The organism is Streptomyces violaceoruber (assembly GCF_033406955.1).
Taxonomy (GTDB): Bacteria; Actinomycetota; Actinomycetes; order Streptomycetales; family Streptomycetaceae; genus Streptomyces; species Streptomyces violaceoruber.
Genome location: NZ_CP137734.1, coordinates 2,778,816 through 2,798,784, shown reverse-complemented (window position 1 = coordinate 2,798,784; position 19,969 = coordinate 2,778,816). Strand labels below are relative to the sequence as shown.

At 72.2% G+C, this 19,969-nt stretch carries 15 protein-coding genes; 7 read left to right on the top strand and 8 right to left on the bottom strand.

All coding sequences use genetic code 11. From position 1 onward, the window contains the following. Positions 1–86: 86 nt before the first annotated feature. The 4 genes from R2E43_RS12120 to R2E43_RS12105 all read right to left on the bottom strand — a co-directional run bounded on the left by R2E43_RS12120 (position 87) and on the right by R2E43_RS12105 (position 6,868). Positions 87–3,905 carry a multifunctional oxoglutarate decarboxylase/oxoglutarate dehydrogenase thiamine pyrophosphate-binding subunit/dihydrolipoyllysine-residue succinyltransferase subunit gene (locus R2E43_RS12120; protein ID WP_011030150.1) on the bottom strand — a complete coding sequence of 1,273 codons (3,819 nt, stop codon included), beginning with the start codon at positions 3,903–3,905 and terminating at the stop codon, positions 87–89. Positions 3,906–4,188: 283 nt separating this feature from the next. Further along, the gene (locus tag R2E43_RS12115; RefSeq protein ID WP_003973687.1) at positions 4,189–5,316 is read right to left on the bottom strand and encodes a sensor histidine kinase; all 1,128 of its coding nucleotides are present in this window, start codon (positions 5,314–5,316) and stop codon (positions 4,189–4,191) included. Then, positions 5,313–6,047, bottom strand: a complete 735-nt coding sequence (locus tag R2E43_RS12110; RefSeq protein WP_003973686.1) for a response regulator transcription factor — start codon at positions 6,045–6,047, stop codon at positions 5,313–5,315. Before R2E43_RS12110 ends, R2E43_RS12115 begins: the two co-directional genes overlap by 4 nt. A 113-nt stretch (positions 6,048–6,160) precedes the next feature. Continuing rightward, complete coding sequence (locus tag R2E43_RS12105) at positions 6,161–6,868, bottom strand: spermidine synthase family protein (protein WP_030872645.1); 708 nt, start codon at positions 6,866–6,868, stop codon at positions 6,161–6,163. A gap of 179 nt (positions 6,869–7,047) precedes the next feature. On the opposite strand from R2E43_RS12105, the gene lon reads away from it, so the two are divergent. Beyond that, positions 7,048–9,471: an endopeptidase La gene (lon, locus tag R2E43_RS12100; RefSeq protein WP_332056192.1), complete on the top strand. Its 2,424-nt coding sequence runs from the start codon at positions 7,048–7,050 to the stop codon at positions 9,469–9,471. Positions 9,472–9,547: 76 nt separating this feature from the next. Here the strand turns inward: lon and R2E43_RS12095 are convergent, their stop codons facing one another. Beyond that, positions 9,548–10,375 (bottom strand): lysozyme, encoded by an 828-nt coding sequence (locus R2E43_RS12095; RefSeq protein WP_003973683.1) that lies wholly within the window; start codon positions 10,373–10,375, stop codon positions 9,548–9,550. Positions 10,376–10,623: 248 nt separating this feature from the next. Here R2E43_RS12095 and R2E43_RS12090 point away from each other — a divergent pair, with 248 nt between their 5' ends. Then, positions 10,624–11,118: a MarR family winged helix-turn-helix transcriptional regulator gene (locus R2E43_RS12090; RefSeq protein ID WP_003973682.1), complete on the top strand. Its 495-nt coding sequence runs from the start codon at positions 10,624–10,626 to the stop codon at positions 11,116–11,118. 21 nt (positions 11,119–11,139) lie between these two features. Here R2E43_RS12090 and R2E43_RS12085 read toward each other — a convergent pair whose 3' ends face one another. Further along, the gene (locus tag R2E43_RS12085; RefSeq protein ID WP_011030154.1) at positions 11,140–11,931 is read right to left on the bottom strand and encodes a protein phosphatase 2C domain-containing protein; all 792 of its coding nucleotides are present in this window, start codon (positions 11,929–11,931) and stop codon (positions 11,140–11,142) included. 457 nt (positions 11,932–12,388) lie between these two features. Here R2E43_RS12085 and R2E43_RS12080 point away from each other — a divergent pair, with 457 nt between their 5' ends. The 5 genes from R2E43_RS12080 to R2E43_RS12060 are packed head-to-tail and all read left to right on the top strand — an operon-like array spanning position 12,389 to position 18,340. Beyond that, on the top strand, positions 12,389–15,421 hold the full coding sequence (locus R2E43_RS12080) for a sensor histidine kinase (RefSeq protein ID WP_332056191.1): 3,033 nt from the start codon (positions 12,389–12,391) through the stop codon (positions 15,419–15,421). After that, positions 15,418–15,948 (top strand): roadblock/LC7 domain-containing protein, encoded by a 531-nt coding sequence (locus R2E43_RS12075; protein ID WP_016327267.1) that lies wholly within the window; start codon positions 15,418–15,420, stop codon positions 15,946–15,948. The genes R2E43_RS12080 and R2E43_RS12075 overlap by 4 nt, the downstream gene beginning before the upstream one ends. Beyond that, positions 15,945–16,397 carry a DUF742 domain-containing protein gene (locus R2E43_RS12070; RefSeq protein WP_003973678.1) on the top strand — a complete coding sequence of 151 codons (453 nt, stop codon included), beginning with the start codon at positions 15,945–15,947 and terminating at the stop codon, positions 16,395–16,397. Before R2E43_RS12075 ends, R2E43_RS12070 begins: the two co-directional genes overlap by 4 nt. After that, a complete protein-coding gene (locus tag R2E43_RS12065) occupies positions 16,378–17,019 on the top strand; it encodes a GTP-binding protein (protein WP_003973677.1) in 642 nt (213 codons plus the stop codon). Before R2E43_RS12070 ends, R2E43_RS12065 begins: the two co-directional genes overlap by 20 nt. Before the next feature lie 58 nt (positions 17,020–17,077). Beyond that, complete coding sequence (locus R2E43_RS12060) at positions 17,078–18,340, top strand: styrene monooxygenase/indole monooxygenase family protein (RefSeq protein WP_003973676.1); 1,263 nt, start codon at positions 17,078–17,080, stop codon at positions 18,338–18,340. On the opposite strand, the gene R2E43_RS12055 is transcribed toward R2E43_RS12060, so the two are convergent. Next, entirely contained in the window at positions 18,304–19,479 is a 1,176-nt protein-coding gene (locus R2E43_RS12055) for a C40 family peptidase (protein WP_332056190.1), read from the bottom strand. The genes R2E43_RS12060 and R2E43_RS12055 overlap by 37 nt on opposite strands. Before the next feature lie 103 nt (positions 19,480–19,582). Then, entirely contained in the window at positions 19,583–19,906 is a 324-nt protein-coding gene (locus tag R2E43_RS12050; RefSeq protein ID WP_003973674.1) for a hypothetical protein, read from the bottom strand. Positions 19,907–19,969: the final 63 nt, after the last annotated feature.

Sequence of the window (19,969 nt, the reverse complement as noted above, 5' to 3'; positions counted from 1 at the left end):
GTGCGCCGGGGAACGCCGAAGGGCCCGGCCCCGGAGAGTTCCGGAGCCGGGCCCTGCACGGCGCGGCCGTGGTCGGTGTCAGAGGCTCACGCCTCGAACACCTCACGCACCAGCTGCTCCTGCTCGGCCTGGTGCCGCTTGGCGGAACCGACGGCCGGGGACGAGCCGTGCGGCCGCGAGATGCGGCGCAGGCGCTCGCCGTGCGGGACGTCGGCGCCGACCGCCAGGTCCAGGTGGTCGATCAGGTTGAGCGCGATGAACGGCCAGGCGCCCTGGTTCGCCGGCTCCTCCTGGGCCCACAGGTACTTCTCGGCGTTCGGGTACTTGGCGATCTCCGCCTGGAGCTCGGCACCCGGCAGCGGGTACAGGCGCTCGATGCGGATGATGGCCGTGTCCGTCAGGCCGCGCTTCTTCCGCTCGGCGTCGAGGTCGTAGTAGACCTTGCCGGCCGTGAAGACGACCTTCTTGACGGCGGCCGGGTCGACCGAGTCGTCGCCGATGACCGGGCGGAACTGGCCCGTCGTGAACTCCTCCGCCTTCGAGGCCGCCGCCTTGAGGCGCAGCATCGACTTCGGGGTGAAGACCACCAGCGGCTTGTGGTGCGGGTTGTGCACCTGCCACCGCAGGAGGTGGAAGTAGTTCGACGGCAGGGTCGGCATCGCGACCGTCATGTTGTTCTGCGCGCACAGCTGGAGGAAGCGCTCCGGGCGGGCCGAGGAGTGGTCCGGGCCCTGGCCCTCGTAGCCGTGCGGCAGGAGCAGGGTGACGCCGGAGGTCTGGTTCCACTTCTGCTCGGCCGACGAGATGAACTCGTCCACGACCGTCTGCGCGCCGTTGACGAAGTCGCCGAACTGCGCCTCCCACATCACCAGCGCGTCCGGGCGGGCCAGCGAGTAGCCGTACTCGAAGCCCATCACCGCGTACTCGGAGAGGAGGGAGTTGTAGACGTTGTACCGGGCCTGGTCCTCGGACAGGTACAGCAGCGGGGTGAACTCGTCGCCCGTCTCACGGTCGATGACGACCGCGTGGCGCTGGCCGAAGGTGCCGCGCTGCGAGTCCTGGCCGGTCAGCCGGACCGGCACGCCGTCCAGCAGGAGGGAGCCGACGGCGAGGGTCTCGCCCATGCCCCAGTCGATCGTGCCGTCCTCGACCATCGCCGCGCGGCGCTGCAACTGCGGCAGCAGCCGCGGGTGCACGGTGATGTGGTCGGGGATGTTGACCTGGGACTCGGCGATGCGCTTGACGGTCTCGGCGGTGATCGCGGTGTTCACGGCGACCGGGAACTCCGCCTGCGGCTCCGAGGGCTCCGCCGACGCCGGCTGCGAGACGGCCTCGCGGACCTCGGTGAAGACCTTCTCCAGCTGGCCCTGGTAGTCCTGGAGCGCCTGCTCGGCCTCTTCCAGGGTGATGTCGCCGCGACCGATGAGGGACTCGGTGTACAGCTTGCGCACCGAGCGCTTCTTGTCGATCAGGTCGTACATCAGCGGCTGGGTGAAGGCCGGGTTGTCGGTCTCGTTGTGACCGCGGCGGCGGTAGCAGATGAGGTCGATCACCACGTCCTTGTTGAACGCCTGGCGGAACTCGAAGGCCAGCCGGGCAACGCGGACGACGGCCTCGGGGTCGTCGCCGTTCACGTGGAAGATCGGGGCCTCGATCATGCGGGCCACGTCGGTGGCGTACATCGAGGAGCGCGAGGACTCCGGGGCGGCGGTGAAGCCGACCTGGTTGTTGATGACGACGTGGACCGTGCCGCCGGTGCGGTAGCCGCGCAGCTGCGACATGTTCAGGGTCTCGGCCACCACGCCCTGGCCCGCGAAGGCCGCGTCGCCGTGGATCGCCACCGGCAGGACCGTGAAGTCCGTGCCGCCCTTGTTGATGATGTCCTGCTTGGCGCGCGAGACGCCCTCCAGGACCGGGTCCACCGCCTCCAGGTGCGAGGGGTTGGCGACCAGCGAGACCTTGATCTGCTCGCCGTCCAGACCGGTGAAGGTGCCCTCGGCGCCCAGGTGGTACTTCACGTCGCCGGAGCCGTGCATCGACTTCGGGTCGAGATTGCCCTCGAACTCGCGGAAGATCTGCGCGTACGACTTGCCGACCACGTTGGCCAGCACGTTCAGCCGGCCGCGGTGGGCCATGCCGATGACGACCTCGTCCAGGCGGGACTCGGCCGCCGAGTCGATGACCGCGTCGAGCAGCGGGATGACGGACTCGCCGCCCTCCAGGGAGAACCGCTTCTGGCCGACGTACTTGGTCTGGAGGAAGGTCTCGAACGCCTCGGCGGCGTTCAGCCGGCGCAGGATGCGCAGCTGCTCCTCGCGCTCCGGCTTGGTGTGCGAGCGCTCGATGCGGTCCTGGATCCACTTGCGCTGCTTCGGGTCCTGGATGTGCATGAACTCGACGCCGGTGGTGCGGCAGTACGAGTCGCGCAGCACGCCGAGGATGTCGCGCAGCTTCATCAGGGACTTGCCGGCGAAGCCGCCGACCGCGAACTCGCGCTCCAGGTCCCACAGGGTGAGCCCGTGCTCGGTGATGTCCAGGTCGGGGTGCTTGCGCTGCTGGTACTCCAGCGGGTCGGTGTCGGCCATGACGTGGCCGCGCACCCGGTAGGAGTGGATCAGCTCGAAGACGCGGGCGGCCTTGGTGACGTCGTCGTCGTGCGAGGCGTCGATGTCCTTGAGCCAGCGGACCGGCTCGTAGGGGATGCGCAGCGCCTTGAAGATGTCGTCGTAGAAGCCGTTCTCGCCCAGCAGCAGGTTGGCGACCTGGCGCAGGAACTCGCCGGAGGCGGCGCCCTGGATGACCCGGTGGTCGTAGGTCGACGTGAGCGTCATGACCTTCGAGATGCCGAGCTTGTTCAGGGTGTCCTGGCTGGTGCCCTGGAACTCCGCCGGGTAGTCCATGGAGCCGACGCCCAGGATGACCGACTGGCCGGGCATCAGGCGCGGCACGGAGTGGACGGTGCCGAGGCCGCCGGGGTTGGTCAGGGAGACCGTGACGCCGGTGAAGTCGTCCATCGTCAGCTTGTTGTCGCGGGCGCGACGGACGATGTCCTCGTAGGCCTGCCAGAACTCGAAGAAGTTCAGCGTCTCGGCCTTCTTGATCGCCGCGACGACCAGCTGGCGGTCGCCGTTGGGCTTGACCAGGTCGATGGCGAGGCCGAGGTTGATGTGGGCCGGCTTGACCAGGGTCGGCTTGCCGTCCTTCTCGCCGAACGAGTGGTTCATCGTCGGCATGGCCTTGATGGCCTGCACCATCGCGTAGCCGATCAGGTGCGTGAAGGAGATCTTCCCGCCCCGGGCGCGCTTGAGGTGGTTGTTGATGACGATGCGGTTGTCGAACAGCAGCTTCACCGGGACCGCGCGCACGGACGTGGCCGTGGGCAGCTCCAGCGAGGCGTTCATGTTCTTCGCGACCGCGGCGGCCGGGCCGCGCAGGGTCACCAGCTCGGGGCCCTCGGGGGCGGCGCCGGCGTCCTTGGCGGGCGCGGCGGCCTTCGCCTGAGGCTTGGCGGCCGGCTTGGCCGGCGCGGCGGCGGGCTTGGTGGCCGGAGCGGCCGGAGCCGCGGGGGCGGCGGCGGCGGGCTTCGCGGGGGCGGGCGCCGGGGCGGCGGCCTGCGGCTGCGCCGGGGCCTGCGCCCGCGGGGCGGGGGCGGCCGGTGGCGTGCTGCCGGCGTCCGTGGGCACGGTGCCGGCGGCGGTCGGGGTCGCCGCCGCTCCGGGCTTGTAGTCGGCGAAGAAGTCCCACCAGGCTCGGTCCACGGAGTTCGGGTCCTGGAGGTACTGCTGATAGATCTCGTCGACGAGCCACTCATTGGCACCGAACGCGGCCGCGGGGTTCTTTCCCGCGGTGCCCGCTTGGTCGGTGTCGGTCGAGATGCTCGAGTTACTGGGGGACTGTGGCGACACGGCGAGAACCGCCCTCTTCCGCTTCTTCACAAGATGGTGGACAGCGGGAATCAAGGCTACGCCTACCGACCCCGGAAGGTCAGACCGGGCCCGTTCATCGTCGCGTAAGTCACATTGCAGACCGCGTTTCGGCGCTGGAAATGGCGGGAAACAACCGAGGTTCTGCCGCGTGAGGGATCGGGAGACCGTGACCCGGCGCCTCGAAAACGCGGGGCCGTGCCTGATCACACGTGTCTGCCAGCGCGGACGCAGTGGATCTTGACGCTCCGCTTCGAACCCTACGTCAACCGGACGTCGACGGCAGGCCCGGAAGAGTGATGAGGATGCGGCAGCCCCGCTCGGATTCGGCCACCCCGATCCGGCCGCCGTGCAGATCCACCGCCCAGCGCGCGATCGCGAGGCCCAGGCCGGTGCCCCCGTCGCTGCCCGGACCGTGCGGCCGCGACACCGAACCCCGGTTGAACCGCTCGAACACCCGGCGCCACTCCGAGCGCGGGATGCCGGGCCCTTCGTCGAGAACCTCCAGCTCAAGCGATTCCGGCAGCTCGCCGCGCCGCGCCCGGACCGTCACCCGGCCGTGCGGCGGGCTGTGCTTGACGGCGTTGTCGATCAGGTTGGCGACGACCTGGTGGATGCGCTCGGGGTCGGCGTGCGCGGTCAGCTCCGGCGGGAAGACGTCCAGGGCCAGGTGCACGTCGGTGCGGGAGTGGCTGCCGGACCCCGAGGCGATGCCCGCGCGCGCGGAGGCGACCATGTTGGCCTCCTTCAGCACGCCCGACAGGTACGGCCACACCTCGAAGCGGCGCTTGCGCAGCGGTATGACGCCGTTGTCCAGGCGGGAGAGGTCGAGCAGCGTCTCCACCAGCCGGCCGAGCCGCTCGGTCTGCCCGAGCGCCGTGCGCATGGTCTCCGGGTCGGCCTCGGTGACGCCGTCGACGATGTTCTCCAGCACCGCGCGCAGGCCCGCGATCGGGGTGCGCAGCTCGTGCGAGACGTTCGCCACCAGCTCCTTGCGCTGGAGGTCCTGGGCCTCCAGGTCGTCGGCCATGCGGTTGATGGTGACGGCCAGGTCGCCCAGCTCGTCGCGGCGGTTCTCGCGCACCCGGCGGGTGTAGTCGCCGTGCGAGATGGACCGGGCCACCGCGTTCATCTCGTCCAGCGGGGCGGTCAGCGAGTGCGCCACGAACTGCGTGATCAGCAGCGTGGCGATCATCGAGAAGACCGTGATGAACCGCAGCTCCGTCTTGGTGTGCACCGCTATCACCGACAGGCCGGTGGTGATCAGCACCGACGTGACGACCAGCGCGCCCAGCTTGGTCTTGATCGAGAACGGGCGCACGCCGCCCCAGGGCTCCCCGGTGGTCCGAGGGCCGGGGTTCCTCCGTGCGGCTTCCCGTCCTCTGCTGCTCATGGCGTCGGCGTCTCCAAGGCGTAGCCCACGCCGTGCACGGTACGGATGCGCTCGGCGCCGATCTTCCGGCGCAGCGCCTTGATGTGGCTGTCCACGGTCCGGGTGCCGGAGGCGTCCGCCCAGTCCCACACCTCGGCGAGCAGCTGCTCGCGGGAGAGCACCGCGCGCGGGGTGTTCGCCAGGCAGACCAGCAGGTCGAACTCGGTCGGCGTGAGGTGGACGTCCTCGCTGCGCACCCGCACCCGGCGCTGCGCGTGGTCGATCTCCAGCTCGCCCAGGCGCAGGATGCCGCTGCGCGGCGTGGAGGCGGCCACCACGGCCCGCTCCACCCGCCGCAGCAGCACGTGCACGCGGGCGGCCAGCTCGCGCATCGAGAACGGCTTGGTCATGTAGTCGTCGGCGCCCACGCCGAGGCCGACCAGCATGTCCGTCTCGTCGTCGCGCGCGGTGAGCATCAGCACCGGCACCGGCCGCTGGGCCTGCACGCGCCGGCAGACCTCCAGGCCGTCGAAGCCGGGCAGCATGATGTCGAGGATCAGCAGGTCGGGCTGCCAAGCCTCGGCCGTGTCGACGGCGGACGGACCGTCGCCCGCCGTTTGCACCAGGAATCCCTCGGCGCGCAGACGGGTCGCGATGGCGTCCACGATCGTCTGATCGTCCTCGACCACCAGCACCCGGCGCTGGGCGCCCTGGGTGGCCGTGCCGTTGTGGGAGGTCTGTGTCTGCTCCATCGCCCGCCCCTGAGGTGTGCTTTCCGGAATCCGTGGGGTGATCCCATGACTGCGCTTGACGCTTGAATGATCCGCGTCAGGGCAGCAGCGTACGGGGAGTCACCGCGCCTTTGCTATCCAGGCCCGACGCCGATGTGCACGACGTCCGGAACGCCCCGGGCAACGGGGATCTCTTCGGTACGCACCTGTTGGAAACCGGCATTACGCAAGGTTTCTTCGAATTCCGGAGAGGGCTGCGCGGACCATACGGCGAGCACCCCGCCGGGCCTCAACAGCCGTGCGCAGCCCGCCAGTCCGGACGGCGCGTACAGCCCGTCGTTGCCCTCGGTGACGGTCCAGCCGGGGCCGTTGTCGATGTCCAGGCACAGGGCGTCGTACGTGTCGGATGTCTCATTGACGTACGCGACCAGGTCCGCCTCGACGATCTCCGCGCGCGGGTCGGCCAGCGCGTCGGCGGAGAGCGCGGCCAGCGGTCCGGCGCGGTGCCAGTCGATGATGGCGCCCTCGCGCTCGACGACCGCGATCCGGCCCCAGCGGGGGTCGGCGGCCGCGTGCGCGAGGGAGAAGCCGACCCCGAGACCGCCGATGAGCAGGTGCGGAGCGGTCCGTCCGCCGGAGGCGGCCAGCGCGTCGGCCGCCGCGTCGACCAGGCGCCGCTCCGAACGCCCGTCGGAGGTGTCCATCAGGAAGCAGCCGTTCGCGATGATCTGGAGCAACGTCCCGTGCCGGCGCAGGACCACCTCGCCGTACGGACCCTCGCGGCGGTCCAGCACCTCGGGGGCCTCGGCGGCCTCGGGGGAGTCGTGGGTAGTGAGGGGCATCGGCCCATCCTGGCACCCGCTCCGGCGGAGGAATGCGGGCCGGTACGGCGGTGCTGTCCCGAGAGGCGGGAAATGCCCCCCGGTACTTGATCGCTCACAGCGAACAGGGCTTGGGGAACAATCCCGGGCTCCCTTTCATTGAGTCGATGTAACTCAACTTGACTGCCGAAGGGGAGATCATGGCTGCTGAGTCCGCCGCCTTCACACCGCTCACCCTGCCCGTGCTGCCGCTCGACGACGAAGTGGTCCTGCCCGGCATGGTCGTCCCCCTGGACCTGAGCGACGCCGAGGTACGGGCCGCGGTGGAGGCCGCCCAGGCCGCCGCCAGGTCCGAGCCCGGCAAGCCCCGCGTCCTCCTCGTCCCGCGCATCGACGGCACGCACGCCGCCACCGGCGTGCTCGGCACGGTCGAGCAGGTCGGCCGCCTGGCCGACGGCGACCCGGGCGCCCTGATCCGCGGCCGGGGCCGGGTGCGCATCGGCGCCGGCACCACCGGCCCGGGCGCCGCGCTCTGGGTCGAGGGCACCCGGGTCGACGAGACCGTTCCCGATCCGCTGCCCGGCCAGGTCGCCGAGCTGGTGAAGGAGTACAAGGCGCTCGCCACCGCCTGGCTGCGCAAGCGCGGCGCCTGGCAGGTCGTCGACCGGGTCCAGGCCATCGACGACGTGTCCGCGCTCGCCGACAACTCCGGCTACTCGCCGTTCCTGACCACCGAGCAGAAGGTCGAACTGCTGGAGACCACCGACCCGGTCGCCCGCCTGAAGATCGCCACCCAGCAGCTGCGCGACCACCTCGCCGAGCAGGACGTGGCCGAGACCATCGCCAAGGACGTCCAGGAGGGCGTCGACAAGCAGCAGCGCGAGTTCCTGCTGCGCCGCCAGCTCGAAGCCGTCCGCAAGGAGCTGCGCGAGATCAACGGCGAGCAGGAGGGCGAGGAGTCCGACGACTACCGCGCCCGGGTCGAGGCCGCCGACCTGCCCGAGAAGGTCCGCGAGGCCGCGCTCAAGGAGGTCGACAAGCTGGAGCGGTCCTCCGACCAGTCGCCCGAGGGCTCCTGGATCCGCACCTGGCTCGACACGGTCCTGGAGATGCCGTGGAGCGAGCGCACCGAGGACGCCTACGACATCCAGGGCGCCCAGGCCGTGCTCGACGCCGAGCACGCGGGCCTGGAGGACGTGAAGGAGCGCATCACCGAGTACCTGGCCGTGCGCAAGCGGCGCGGCGACCGGGGCCTCGGCGTGGTCGGCGGCCGGCGCGGCGGTGCCGTACTGGCCCTGGTCGGCCCGCCCGGCGTCGGCAAGACCAGCCTCGGAGAGTCCGTCGCCCACGCGATGGGCCGCAAGTTCGTCCGCGTCGCCCTCGGCGGCGTCCGCGACGAGGCCGAGATCCGCGGCCACCGGCGGACGTACGTCGGCGCGCTGCCCGGCCGGATCGTGCGGGCGATCAAGGAGGCGGGGTCCATGAACCCGGTCGTCCTGCTCGACGAGATCGACAAGGTGGGCTCCGACTTCCGGGGCGACCCGGCCGCCGCCCTGCTGGAGGTCCTCGACCCGGCCCAGAACCACACCTTCCGGGACCACTACCTGGAGGTCGAGCTGGACCTGTCCGACGTCGTCTTCCTCGCCACCGCCAACGTCCTGGAGGCCATCCCGGAGGCCCTGCTCGACCGCATGGAGCTGGTCCGCCTGGACGGCTACACGGAGGACGAGAAGGTCGTCATCGCCCGGGACCACCTGCTCCCGCGCCAGCTGGAGCGGGCCGGACTGGACGACGACGAGGTCACCGTCGACGAGGGCGCGCTGCGCAAGCTGGCGGGCGAGTACACCCGCGAGGCGGGCGTGCGCACCCTGGAGCGGTCCATCGCGCGGCTGCTGCGCAAGGTGGCGGCCCAGCACGAACTGGGCGAGCGGGAGCTGCCGTTCACCGTCACCGAGGGCGAGCTGCGCCCGCTGATCGGACGGCCGCACCACGTGCCGGAGTCGGCCCAGGACCCGGCCGAGCGGCGCACCGCGGTGCCCGGCGTGGCCACCGGCCTCGCGGTCACCGGCGCGGGCGGCGACGTCCTGTACGTGGAGGCCTCGCTGGCCGACCCGGAGACCGGCGCGGCGGGACTGACCCTGACCGGTCAGCTGGGCGACGTGATGAAGGAGTCGGCGCAGATCGCGCTGAGCTTCCTGCGCAGTCACGGCGCCGAGCTGGAGCTGCCGGTGGGGGACCTCAAGGACCGGGGAGCGCACATCCACTTCCCGGCGGGCGCGGTCCCCAAGGACGGTCCGAGCGCCGGCGTCACCATGACCACGGCCCTCGCCTCGCTCCTGTCCGGCCGGCTGGTCCGCACCGACGTGGCGATGACCGGAGAGGTCTCGCTGACCGGGCGGGTGCTGCCGATCGGCGGGGTCAAGCAGAAGCTGCTCGCCGCGCACCGGGCGGGGATCACCACGGTGATCATCCCCAAGCGCAACGAACCGGACCTGGACGACGTCCCGGCCCAGGTGCTGGACAAGCTCGACGTCCACGCCGTCACCGACGTCCGCCAGGTCCTGGAGCTGGCGCTCGCACCGGCGACCAACGGTGCGGAGCGTGAGGTTCCGGTCGCGGCGTGACGGACGCGGCCGGAAGAGGCAGGGCCCGGGTCCCGTGAGGGGGCCCGGGCCTTCGCCCGTGGGCGAGGAGGAGCCGTCAGCCGTTGGCCAGCGCGACGACGCGGTCCAGCGCACCGTTGAACTTGTTGTGATCGCCGACCGTCGGACCGGACGACGTGTACTGCCACATCGTGTAGTAGCCCCAGCCGGCCGGCAGCGTGCCCACCGTCGAGGCGTACCGGGCGATCCACAGCGGGTTGTTGGCGGCGAAGCCGCCGTAGTTGCCGGTGCACTGGGTCCACCAGCTGGTGGCCGTGTAGATCACGGCGTCCCGGCCGGTACGGGCCTTGTAGGTGTTCAGGAAGTCGCGGATCCAGGAGACCATCCCGCTCTGCGACTTGCCGTAGCAGGTGGCCCCGTACGGGTTCCACTCGATGTCGAGCGCGCCCGGCAGCGTCTTGCCGTCCCTGGACCAGCCGCCGCCGTGGTCGACGAAGTAGTTGGCCTGGGTCGCGCCGCTCGTCGTGTCCGGCGTGGCGAAGTGGTAGGCGCCCCGGATCATGCCGACGTTGTAGGAGCCGTTGTACTGCTGGGCGAAGTAGGGGTTCGTGTAGTACGTCCCCTCGGTGGCCTTGGCGTAGGCCCATTTGACGCCGCTGTTCCACAGGGTCGACCAGGCGACGTTGCCCTGGTGGCTGGAGACGTCGACGCCCTCCGTCTGGGCCGCGCGGCCCGGGACGGGGGTGCCGTGCTCGCCGTCGTGGGCCGCGACGCCCATGCCCATGTGGGCGGAGCCGCGGGCCGGGACGTCCGCGGCGGACGCGGCGTCGGCGGGAAGGGTGAACACGAGGGAGAACGCGGCGAGCAGGATCCCGGTGACGGCGAACCGCCGTCCGCGGGCCGATCCGGATCTGTGCACGAGCATGACGTGCCTCCGATGGCTCGGTGGTGCTCCGTGGGGGATGCGCGAGTGGGGAGAACCCCTGGATGGTGTACGGATGGCGTGCGCATGCCATCCGGAGGTCCGGTGAAGACTCTACGCACGTAGAAACGGCGGGTGGAAGAGGACCGGGAGCCGCCGTTGGTCTAAGCCTGCGAAATACTTGGCGAGCTGCGGCGATGGCGGCCCGTGGCGGAAACTTTCAGGACCGGAAAATCGAGGCAGGGGCTGACGTGCACGAAGACGGGAACGGCGGCGGTCGCGGGGGCGAATCCCACCTGTCCGGCAGTGGTGTGAACCAACCGGAGTTCCTGGCCCTGGAGCGGGAGCTGACCGTCCTGCTGCGGCGGGCCCGGGCCAACCAGGGCGAGATGGCCCGGGAGGTCCACCCCGACCTGGAGTCGTCCGCGTACGGCCTGCTCGTGCGGCTCGGCGAGTGCGGCGGCCAGCGCGCCACCGACCTCGCCGCCTTCATCGGCGTCGGCAAGGCCACCATGTCCCGCCAGCTGCGCGCGCTGGAGGAACTCGGGCTCGTCGCCCGTGAGCCCGACCCCGCCGACGGCCGGGCCTGGCTGGTCACCCTGACCCCGGAGGGCCAGGAACGCGTCGGCCGGGTCCGGGAGGCCCGCCGCGCCCGGTATGCCCGGCGGCTCGCCGGCTGGGACCCGCGCGAGGTGACGGAACTGGCCCGGCTGCTGCACGAACTCAACCGGGGGATGGAGAAGTAGTACCGGCGCCGTCCGTCCGTCTCACAACTCGGCGTAGACCACCGTCGCGTCGTCGTGCGTCTTGCTGCGCCCGAGGAACGCCCGGCCGTCGGCCGCGTCCGCGCGCTCCAGCTCCCGCACCCGGTCCACCAGGGCCTGCGCGCCCTGCTTGCGGACCAGCGCCAGGCAGTCCGCCCAGTCGCCCTCCCCGAACTTCTCCACCCACCGCGCGGCCCCGTCCGTGAGCGCCGCCAGCGTCCGCACCGCACCGCGCGGGAGCACCCCCGTCACGGCGCGCGCCGCCACGGCGGGGTCGGCCGCGGCCGTGAAGAAGCCGCCCTCCTTGTTGCGCAGCCCGGCGTCGATCACCGCGTCGCTCACGAGGGCCGAGCGGGGCAGCCGGGCCAGCCGGTCGTCCAGGACGGGGGTGAGGGTGCCGTCGGGAGCCTCCAGCAGGAGGGCGGAGTCGGACAGGACCAGGTACTCGAAGGCGGCCGCGGACCAGCGCGCCAGGACCACGGTTGCCTGCGGCGTGCGCGGGTGAGAAAGGTCACAGGTTTCCGCGTGCGCCGCGGCGGTACGCGCGATGCCGCGGGACAGGGCCTCGGCGAGGGGAAGATCCGGGAGTGAAACGGTCAGTTCGGTCAGCGCTCCACCGAGGCGCGCGGTGAACCAGGGCACGGAATGCAGACAGCCCGTCGCGGTCCGTGGCGGCGTCACACCGTCGAGGACGACGAGTGAACCACCCTGTCCCGAGGCGGGTAGTCCGACGCTCGCGAAGTCCTCGTTGGGCTGGTCGGCGAGGCCTGGTTCCGAGACGAGTTCCGTACGCATCCGGCCAGTCTGCACGACCCCTTCACAGCGTTCGCAAAAGGCTGGCACCTTCCTCGGGTTCTCCCGGAATCGAGGCGGCGACGCAGGTCAGGCGCCGGATTTGGGATGGAATTCCAAGATCCGTCGGTGCGTGGCGGCACATAGTGCCACCGCCCGTCGCAGACGTCCAACCGGCTCGCCGGGCTACCGTGCGGCATGCGCCGGGGGAACTTGCTCCTCAACTCCCCTCCGGGGTTCACTCCTTCGGGTGGCGGGTCGGACGATGCGCGCTCACCGCCCACCGGCACTGGGAGGGTCGGGAACCGGTGGGGGGGGGGACTGCCCCGCTCACGCGGTTTCCCCGCCCGACGCGCGGCCGGCGGCCGGGGAACAGCCCAGCGCCCGGCAGTGGGTGCACGCGCCCCCGGCCGGCCAGTTGACGGAGCGCCACCCGGGCCCACGGGTACACGAGTCAGGAATGCGAGCACCGGTGCAGAAGACGCGGCCTCGTCGCACAGGCAAGCAGACGGCCCCCGTGGGGAGCGCGGAGCGCACCCCCGGTACCTCCACCCCTCCGCCGCCGCCGGAGGCTCCCGTCGGCAAGGGCCGTGCCACCCACGTACGCAACCGCCTCATCGTCGCGGTGGCCGTCGTGGCCGCCGCCGTCGCCGGGGCCGGAGCCCCCTCGGTCGTGGCCGCCTCCGGGCAACTGCACGACTCCCAGGAACTGGTGACGCTCGCCGAGCAGACCCAGGGCGCGCTGACCCTCGCCCACTCCCTGGCCGACGAGCGCGACGAGGTCACCCCCTACATCGCGGCCGGCCGCCCCAAGTCGAAGGCGCCCTCCGAGCAGCGCAGCGCCCGCGTCGACCGCCAGGTGGAGGAGCTGCGCGCCGACACCGACACGCCCGCCTCCCTGCGCGAGGACCTCGACGCCGTCGCCGCGCTGCGCCGCGCCGCCCTCACCGGCAAGAGCACCGCGCTGGAGGCCCACCAGGCGTACTCGGAGGCGATCACCGAACTCCACGCCCTGGCCGAGAAGCTGGGCGAGGAGATGCCGCCCCGCGCGGGCTCCGGCGCGTACGCCCTCGCCGAGCTGGACACCGCCGTCCAGCAGGCCGCCGCCACCCGCGGCCTGCTGCTGGCGGCCCTGAACGTGCCGAGCACCACCGAGACCGTCATCGACCCGGTCACCGGCCTGCCGACCGAGACGACCACCTCCTCGGACGCCGACGCCGAGCAGCGCGACGCCCTCGCCGCCGCCGCCCAGCAGGCCCGGGTGCGCTCCGATGCGGCCCTCGCCGACTTCCGCGAGGGCGCTCCCAAGGAGGCGCGCGGCAGCTTCGACGCCACGGTCGCCGGTCCCGAGGTCAACTCCGCCGAGAAGTACCTCGCCGGCCTCACCGACGAGCCGACGCTCTCCGACCGCGACCTCGGCACCAGTACCAAGCGGCTGGACGCGGCGCTCTCCGCCCGCGTCGACGCGATGCGCGGTGCCGAGTCCGCCCTGTACGAGAAGCGCGTCGCGGCCCTGGAGCAGTTGCGCGACGACGACGTCACCGCGCTGGAGATCCGGATCGCCGTCCTCGGCGCCCTGATCCTGCTCGCCGTCGGTATCGCCACCGCCCTGGCCCGCACCCTCACCCGCCCGCTGTCGGTGCTGCGCCGCGGCTCGGCCCGGCTGGCCGGCGCGGCGGACCCGACGACCGAGGAGCCGGTCGCCTTCACCGGCCGCAACGACGAGTTCGCGCAGGTCGTCCGCTCCGTCAACGCCCTGCACACGCACGCCGCCACGCTCGCCGGACGGGTCGCCACGCTGGAGTCCGACCGCAAGCACCTGGTCGGCCAGCGGCAGAAGATGGCCGACGCCCGCGAGGAACTGCGCACCGAACTCGCCGAGTCCGCCGCCCAGCTGGAGGTGGTGCGCAAGAGCATCGGCTCCACCTTCGTCAGCCTCGCACTGCGCACCCTCGGCCTGGTCGAGCGGCAACTCGCGGTCATCGAGAGCCTGGAGGAGCGCGAGCAGGACCCGGACCGCCTCGCCACCCTGTTCAAGCTCGACCACTTCGCCACGGTCATGCGCCGGCACAGCGAGAACCTCCTCGTCCTCGCCGGCACCGAGCACGTCCAGCACAGCGCCTCGCCGGTGCCGCTGGTCGACGTGGTCCGCGCCGCGGTCAGCGAGATCGAGCGGTACGAGCGGGTGCGCATCGCCGCGCTGCCGCCGCACGCCCACGTGGCCGGGTTCGCCGCCGACGACCTCTCCCACCTGCTGGCCGAGCTGATGGAGAACGCCACCTCCTTCTCGCCGCCGGACCTGCCCGTCGAGGTCTCCGGCTGGCTCCTGGAGAACGGCGAGGTGATGCTCTCCGTCCAGGACGAGGGCATCGGCATGGCCACCGAACGCCTCCAGCGGCTCAACGCCCGCCTCACCGACTTCGACCCGGACGCGCCGTACGACCAGGAGGGCGAGGACGGTCTGGGGCTCGGCCTCTACGTCGTCGCCCGGCTCGCCCACCGGCACGGGGCGCGGGTACGGCTGCGGGAGCAGAAGCAGGGCGGCGTCGCTGCCGTCGTCGTCCTGCCGAGCCCGCTGCTGGCCGCCGCCCCGCCGGCCGCGCTGGCCCCGACCGTGCCGGTGTCCGACGGCACCGGCTCCTTCTCCCTGCCCGGCGCCGACGCGGAGGCCAACTCCAACGTCCTGCACGGGCGGACGGAGAAGTCCGAGACGGCGGAGAAGTCCGAGACGGCCGAGAGGGCTGGGACGGCCGAGAGGGCTGGGACGGCCGAGAGGGCTGGGACGGCCGAGAAGGCCGAGAAGGCTAGGACGGCGGGGAAGTCGGAGACGGCGGAGCAAGGTGCCGGGGAGGACGCGGGCCCCGGTGCCGAGCCGGTCATCGACCCGCTGGTCGCCTCGGCGGAGGAAGCCGTACGCCGTGCCGAGGCGGACGCGTCCCACGCGGACGCGCCGCAGACTCCGGAACCCGACGAGCGCGAAGACCCGGCCGGGCCGGTGCCCCCGGAACCCGCGGGGGAGACGGTGTCCGCCCAGGACGGTCCCGCCCCCGGCAGCGACCTCCCCGACGACGCCACGATGGCCCTGTTCCTGCCGGCCCTCGCGGAACCGGAGACCCGGCCGGAGACCGACCCCGGCCCGTACGCCATCGGACCCGACGCCCACGACCGCGTACCGGACACGGCGGAGGAGACCGGCGGGCAGCAGGAACCGGCCCCGTCCACGCGGGCCGAACCGGTCACCGACAAGGGCCTGCCCAAGCGGACCCCGAAGCTCACCACCCCGGCCGCGGTGCCGCGTCCGCGCACCTCGGGTTCCGTCGACGCCGACGCGCTCCGCCGGCGGCTGGGCGGATTCCGCCGCGGCGCGGAGGCCGGCCGCCGGGACGTCGAGGCGGAGATCGCCGACCGCCCCGGGCAGGACCAGGCGCCGGACACCGGGGCGGGCACAACCGAAGAAGCCACGGGGGGCACCGTCGAGGAGGCAAGCAGTTGACCGCTCCCAGTACGTTCGGACTGAGCAGTGAAGCCCGCAATCTCCACTGGCTGCTGACCAACCTCGTCGAGGAGGTGCCCGGCATCCGGTCGGTCGCCGTGGTCTCCTCCGACGGGCTCCTGCTCCTGTCCTCGGACCCCGGCCGCAACGAGGAGGCCCGGCAGGCCCGCGAGACGCCCCGGGCGGGCCCGCGCGGCTCCGCGGCCGACCTCGCCACCGTCGTCTCCGGCGTGGGCAGCCTGACCGTCGGCGCCGCCCGGCTGATGGACTTCGGCCCGGTGAAGCACACGATGGTCGCCATGGACGAGGGCAGCCTGTTCGTGATGTCGATCAGCGACGGATCGCTGCTCGGCGTGCACGGCTCGGCGGAGTGCGACATGAGCGTCGTGGCGTACCACATGGCGCTCTTCGTCGGCCGCGCCGGCCACGTCCTGACCCCCGAACTCCGCACCGAGCTGCGGAAGTCCCTGGAGTCCGAGTCGTCCGAGTCGTCCGTGTCGTCCGAGCCGACGGGGAGCGCCCGATGAGCAGCAGTCCCGGAAAACCCGGCACTAACGGCCGGGGCAACCTCCCCGTCCGCGGCGCCGACCGCAAACCGGCCCGCGTACGCCCCTACTCGCTCACCGGCGGCCGCACCCGCTTCGGTCACGTGCTGCTCGTCGAGACGTTCGTCGGCGCCACCGCCGGCACCGCCGCGCTCGAAGCCGCCGAGGAGCGCAGGGAACTGACGAACGGCGGTCTCACCTCCCGCGTGATGCCGGAGATGCGGGCCATCGTCGAACTGTGCCGCCGGATGCGTACGGTGGCCGAGATCGCCGCGCTGCTGAAGATGCCGCTCGGCGTCGTCCGGGTGCTCCTCAGCGACCTGGCGGACCAGGGAAAGATCCGTGTGTACGGCACCGGGACCGGCCACGGCACGGGCCGCCCGGACCGCGCTCTGCTCGAAAGGGTGCTCAGTGGACTCCGTCGTCTCTGACGCCGCCGCGTTCGGCGTCCCCCCGCTCGTCGACACCGACGGGCCCGTGCAGCCCTGGCAGACCGATCCCACCCGCGCGCCGGTCGCCACGAAGATCGTCGTCGCGGGAGGTTTCGGGGTCGGCAAGACCACGCTGGTCACCGCCGTCTCGGAGATCACGCCCCTGCAGACCGAGGCGCTGATGACCGAGGCGAGCGAGGAGACCGACGACCTCACCGCCACCCCGGGCAAGCTCACCACCACCGTGGCCATGGACTTCGGCCGCATCACGCTCGACGACGACCTGGTGCTCTACCTGTTCGGCACGCCGGGCCAGCAGCGGTTCTGGTTCATGTGGGACGACCTGGTGCGCGGCGCGATCGGCGCCGTCGTCCTGGCCGACACCCGGCGGCTGAAGGACTGCTGGCCGGCCCTCGACTACTTCGAGAGCTGCGGACTGCCCTACGTCGTCGCGGTCAACCACTTCGACGGCAGCGAGCTGTTCGAGGCGGAGGACGTGCGGGAGGCGCTGACGATCCCGGCGCACATACCTGTCATGATCATGGACGCGCGCCGTCGGATCTCGGCCATCGAGACCCTCTTGTCCCTCGTGGGTCACGCGCTCGACGAAACCCCCGAGTAGACGAACCCCCGACCAGACGCCCTCGACCAGACGCCCTCGACCAGGAGACGGAAACCGCATGCGGAAGATACTCGTCGTCGGAGCCGGCCAGTCCGGCCTCCAGCTCGCCCTCGGCCTGCAGTCGCACGGCTACGAGGTCACCCTGATGTCCAACCGGACCGCGGACGAGATCCGCACCGGCCGGGTCATGTCGACGCAGTGCATGTTCCACACGGCACTCCAGCACGAGCGCGATCTCCAGCTGAACTTCTGGGAGTCCCAGGCCCCGAAGATCGAGGGACTCGGCGTCTCGGTGGCGGCCCCCGGCTCCTTCGACCCGGGCCCCTCGCAGCGCGCGATCGACTGGCTCGGACACCTCGACGGCTTCGCGCAGTCGGTCGACCAGCGGGTGAAGATGGCCGGCTGGATGGAGACCTTCGCCCAGCGCGGCGGCCAGCTGGTCATCCACGGCGCGGCCGTCGGCGACCTCGACTACTTCTCCCGTGCCTACGACCTCGTCCTGGTCTCGGCGGGCAAGGGCGAGCTGGTCCAGATGTTCGGCCGCGACGCGGAGCGGTCGCCGTACAGCGAACCGCAGCGCGCCCTCGCCGTCGCCTACGTGCACGGGATGGGCCCGCGCCCCGAGCACCCGGAGACGGAGGCCGTGCGCTGCAACCTGGTGCCCGGCGTCGGCGAGATGTTCATCATGCCGACGTTCACCACCTCCGGCCGCGCCGACATCCTGTTCTGGGAGGGCATACCCGGCGGCCCGCTGGACGCCTTCAAGGACGTCAAGGACCCTGCGGAGCACCTCTCCCTGACCCTGGAACTCATGGAGAAGTTCCTCCCCTGGGAGTACGCGCGGGCCACCAAGGTCGAACTGACCGACGCCGGCGGCACCCTCGCCGGGCGGTACGCCCCCACCGTCCGCAACCCGGTCGGCCGCCTCCCCGGCGGCGGCGCGGTCCTCGGCGTCGCCGACGTGGTCGTCGCCAACGACCCGATCACCGGCCAGGGCTCCAACTCCGCGTCCAAGTGCGCCGCCTCCTACCTCGCCTCGATCATCGAGCACGGCGACCAGGAGTTCGACGAGACCTGGATGCGGCAGACCTTCGACCGCTACTGGGAGACGGCGCAGCACGTCACCAAGTGGACCAACACCATGCTGGCCCCGCCGCCGGAGCACATCCTCAACCTGTTCGGCGCGGCGACGCAGCTCCAGCCCATCGCCGACCGTTTCGCCAACGGCTTCAACGACCCGTCGGACTTCGAGAACTTCTTCTACGACCCGGCGAAGACCGAGGGCTACCTGGCCGAGGTCTCGGGCGCCGCGGGCGCGTAGGAGGCCGCGTACCCCTCGTCGGACCCGTTCGCCGCCCCGGCGGGAAGCCTCGGCGGCGTGTAGCGCAATACCGGCTCCCCGCCGGGGTCGGGGCGTACGGCGCCCAGGACCGGGTTGGCGGCGATCGGCGACACCTTGACGTCGGCGCCGGGGCGCGGTGCCTGGACGACCATGCCGTCACCGAGGTACATCGCCACGTGGGTGGCCTCGGGGAAGTACACGACCAGGTCGCCGGGGCGCAGCTCGTCCAGCGGCACGTGGTCGAGGCGGGCCCACTGCTCCTGGCTGGTGCGCGGGATCGGCGTCCCGGCCCGCTCCCAGGCCACCGAGGTCAGCCCCGAGCAGTCGTACGACGCCGGGCCCTCGGCGCCCCACTCGTACGGCTTGCCGAGCTGCTCCACCGCGAAGCGCACCGCACTCTCGCCCCCGGCGGACGGCTTGGCGTCGTCGCCGAGCGCGCCGGACGCCAGGAACCGCTCCTGCTCCTCGGCGATCCCGCTCTTCTCCAGCTCCGCCAGGGCGGCCAGCTGCTCCGGGGTGAGGGAGGCGAGCAGCTCCTCGACGGCGCGCAGGCGTTCGCGCACGCCGTCCCGTTCCCTCTCCTGGCGCTCGGCGAGGGCGGCCTGCCGGGCCAGGGCCGCGCGGGCCCGCCCGGCCAGCTCGTCGGCCTTCTTCGTGTCGCCGGTCAGCCGCCCCACCGTCTCGGCCCGCTCCTCGGACAGCCTGCCGATCACATGCCCCTGGTCGAGCGCGTGCTGCGGGTCGCGGGCGAGCAGCAGCCGCAGATAGGGGGAGAAGTCGCTGCTGTTCTGGTACTGCTGCCGGGCCAGCCGCCCGGCCGCGCCTCGGCTGTCCCGCAGCGACAGCCGGGTCCGGGTCAGCTCCGCGTTCAGCCGCAGCACCCGGGCGCGCTGCCGCTTCAGCCGCTCCTCGGTGCCGTTGTAGGTCTCGGTGGCCCGCTCCGCCTCCCGGTACAGCCGCTGGAGGTCCGTCAGCAGTCCGGCCACGGTACGGTCGCCGGCCGCCCCCTCGGCCGGTCCGGGTCCGGGTTCGGGTCCGGCCGCGGCGGGCACGGGCGCGAGGACGATCCCGGCCGTGAGCGCCGCCGTACACACCAGACGCAGCAGCCTTCCTGACACGCCATCACCTCCGCTGCGGGGCGGCGGGTCCGCTCCGCACGGTGAGCATGTGGCGGGTCGGCGGGCTTCGCGCGCCGAGTGTGCGCGGATCGGCGCAACGGGGTCACCCGTCCGCGTCGTCCGGCTTGCCACCCGGCGTGGCGTCTGGATCGGCGGCCGACGGACGCTCCGGTTTCGACCAGGGCCACTTCCGGCCGGAGCCCTTCGCCCCCTCGGGGGCGTACGCGTACTTCCAGCGGGCGAACCGCAGCCCGCCCCGGGAGTCGCGGGGCACGCGCCGGTAGACGAGCACCGTGGGCGGGCCGCCGTCCGGGTCCGGCACGGGGATGCGGTACGTCTTCGGGGGGTGCCCGGTCATGCCGACCAGGACGGGCAGCACGCGGCCGTCCATGGGGCCGCCCTCGAAGGGGGTGTCTTCGCTCTTCACGGCTCCAGTGTCGGTGATCGGGGCCCGGGTGCCGGAAGCCGTCGTCCCCCTGTCGGGCCGCCG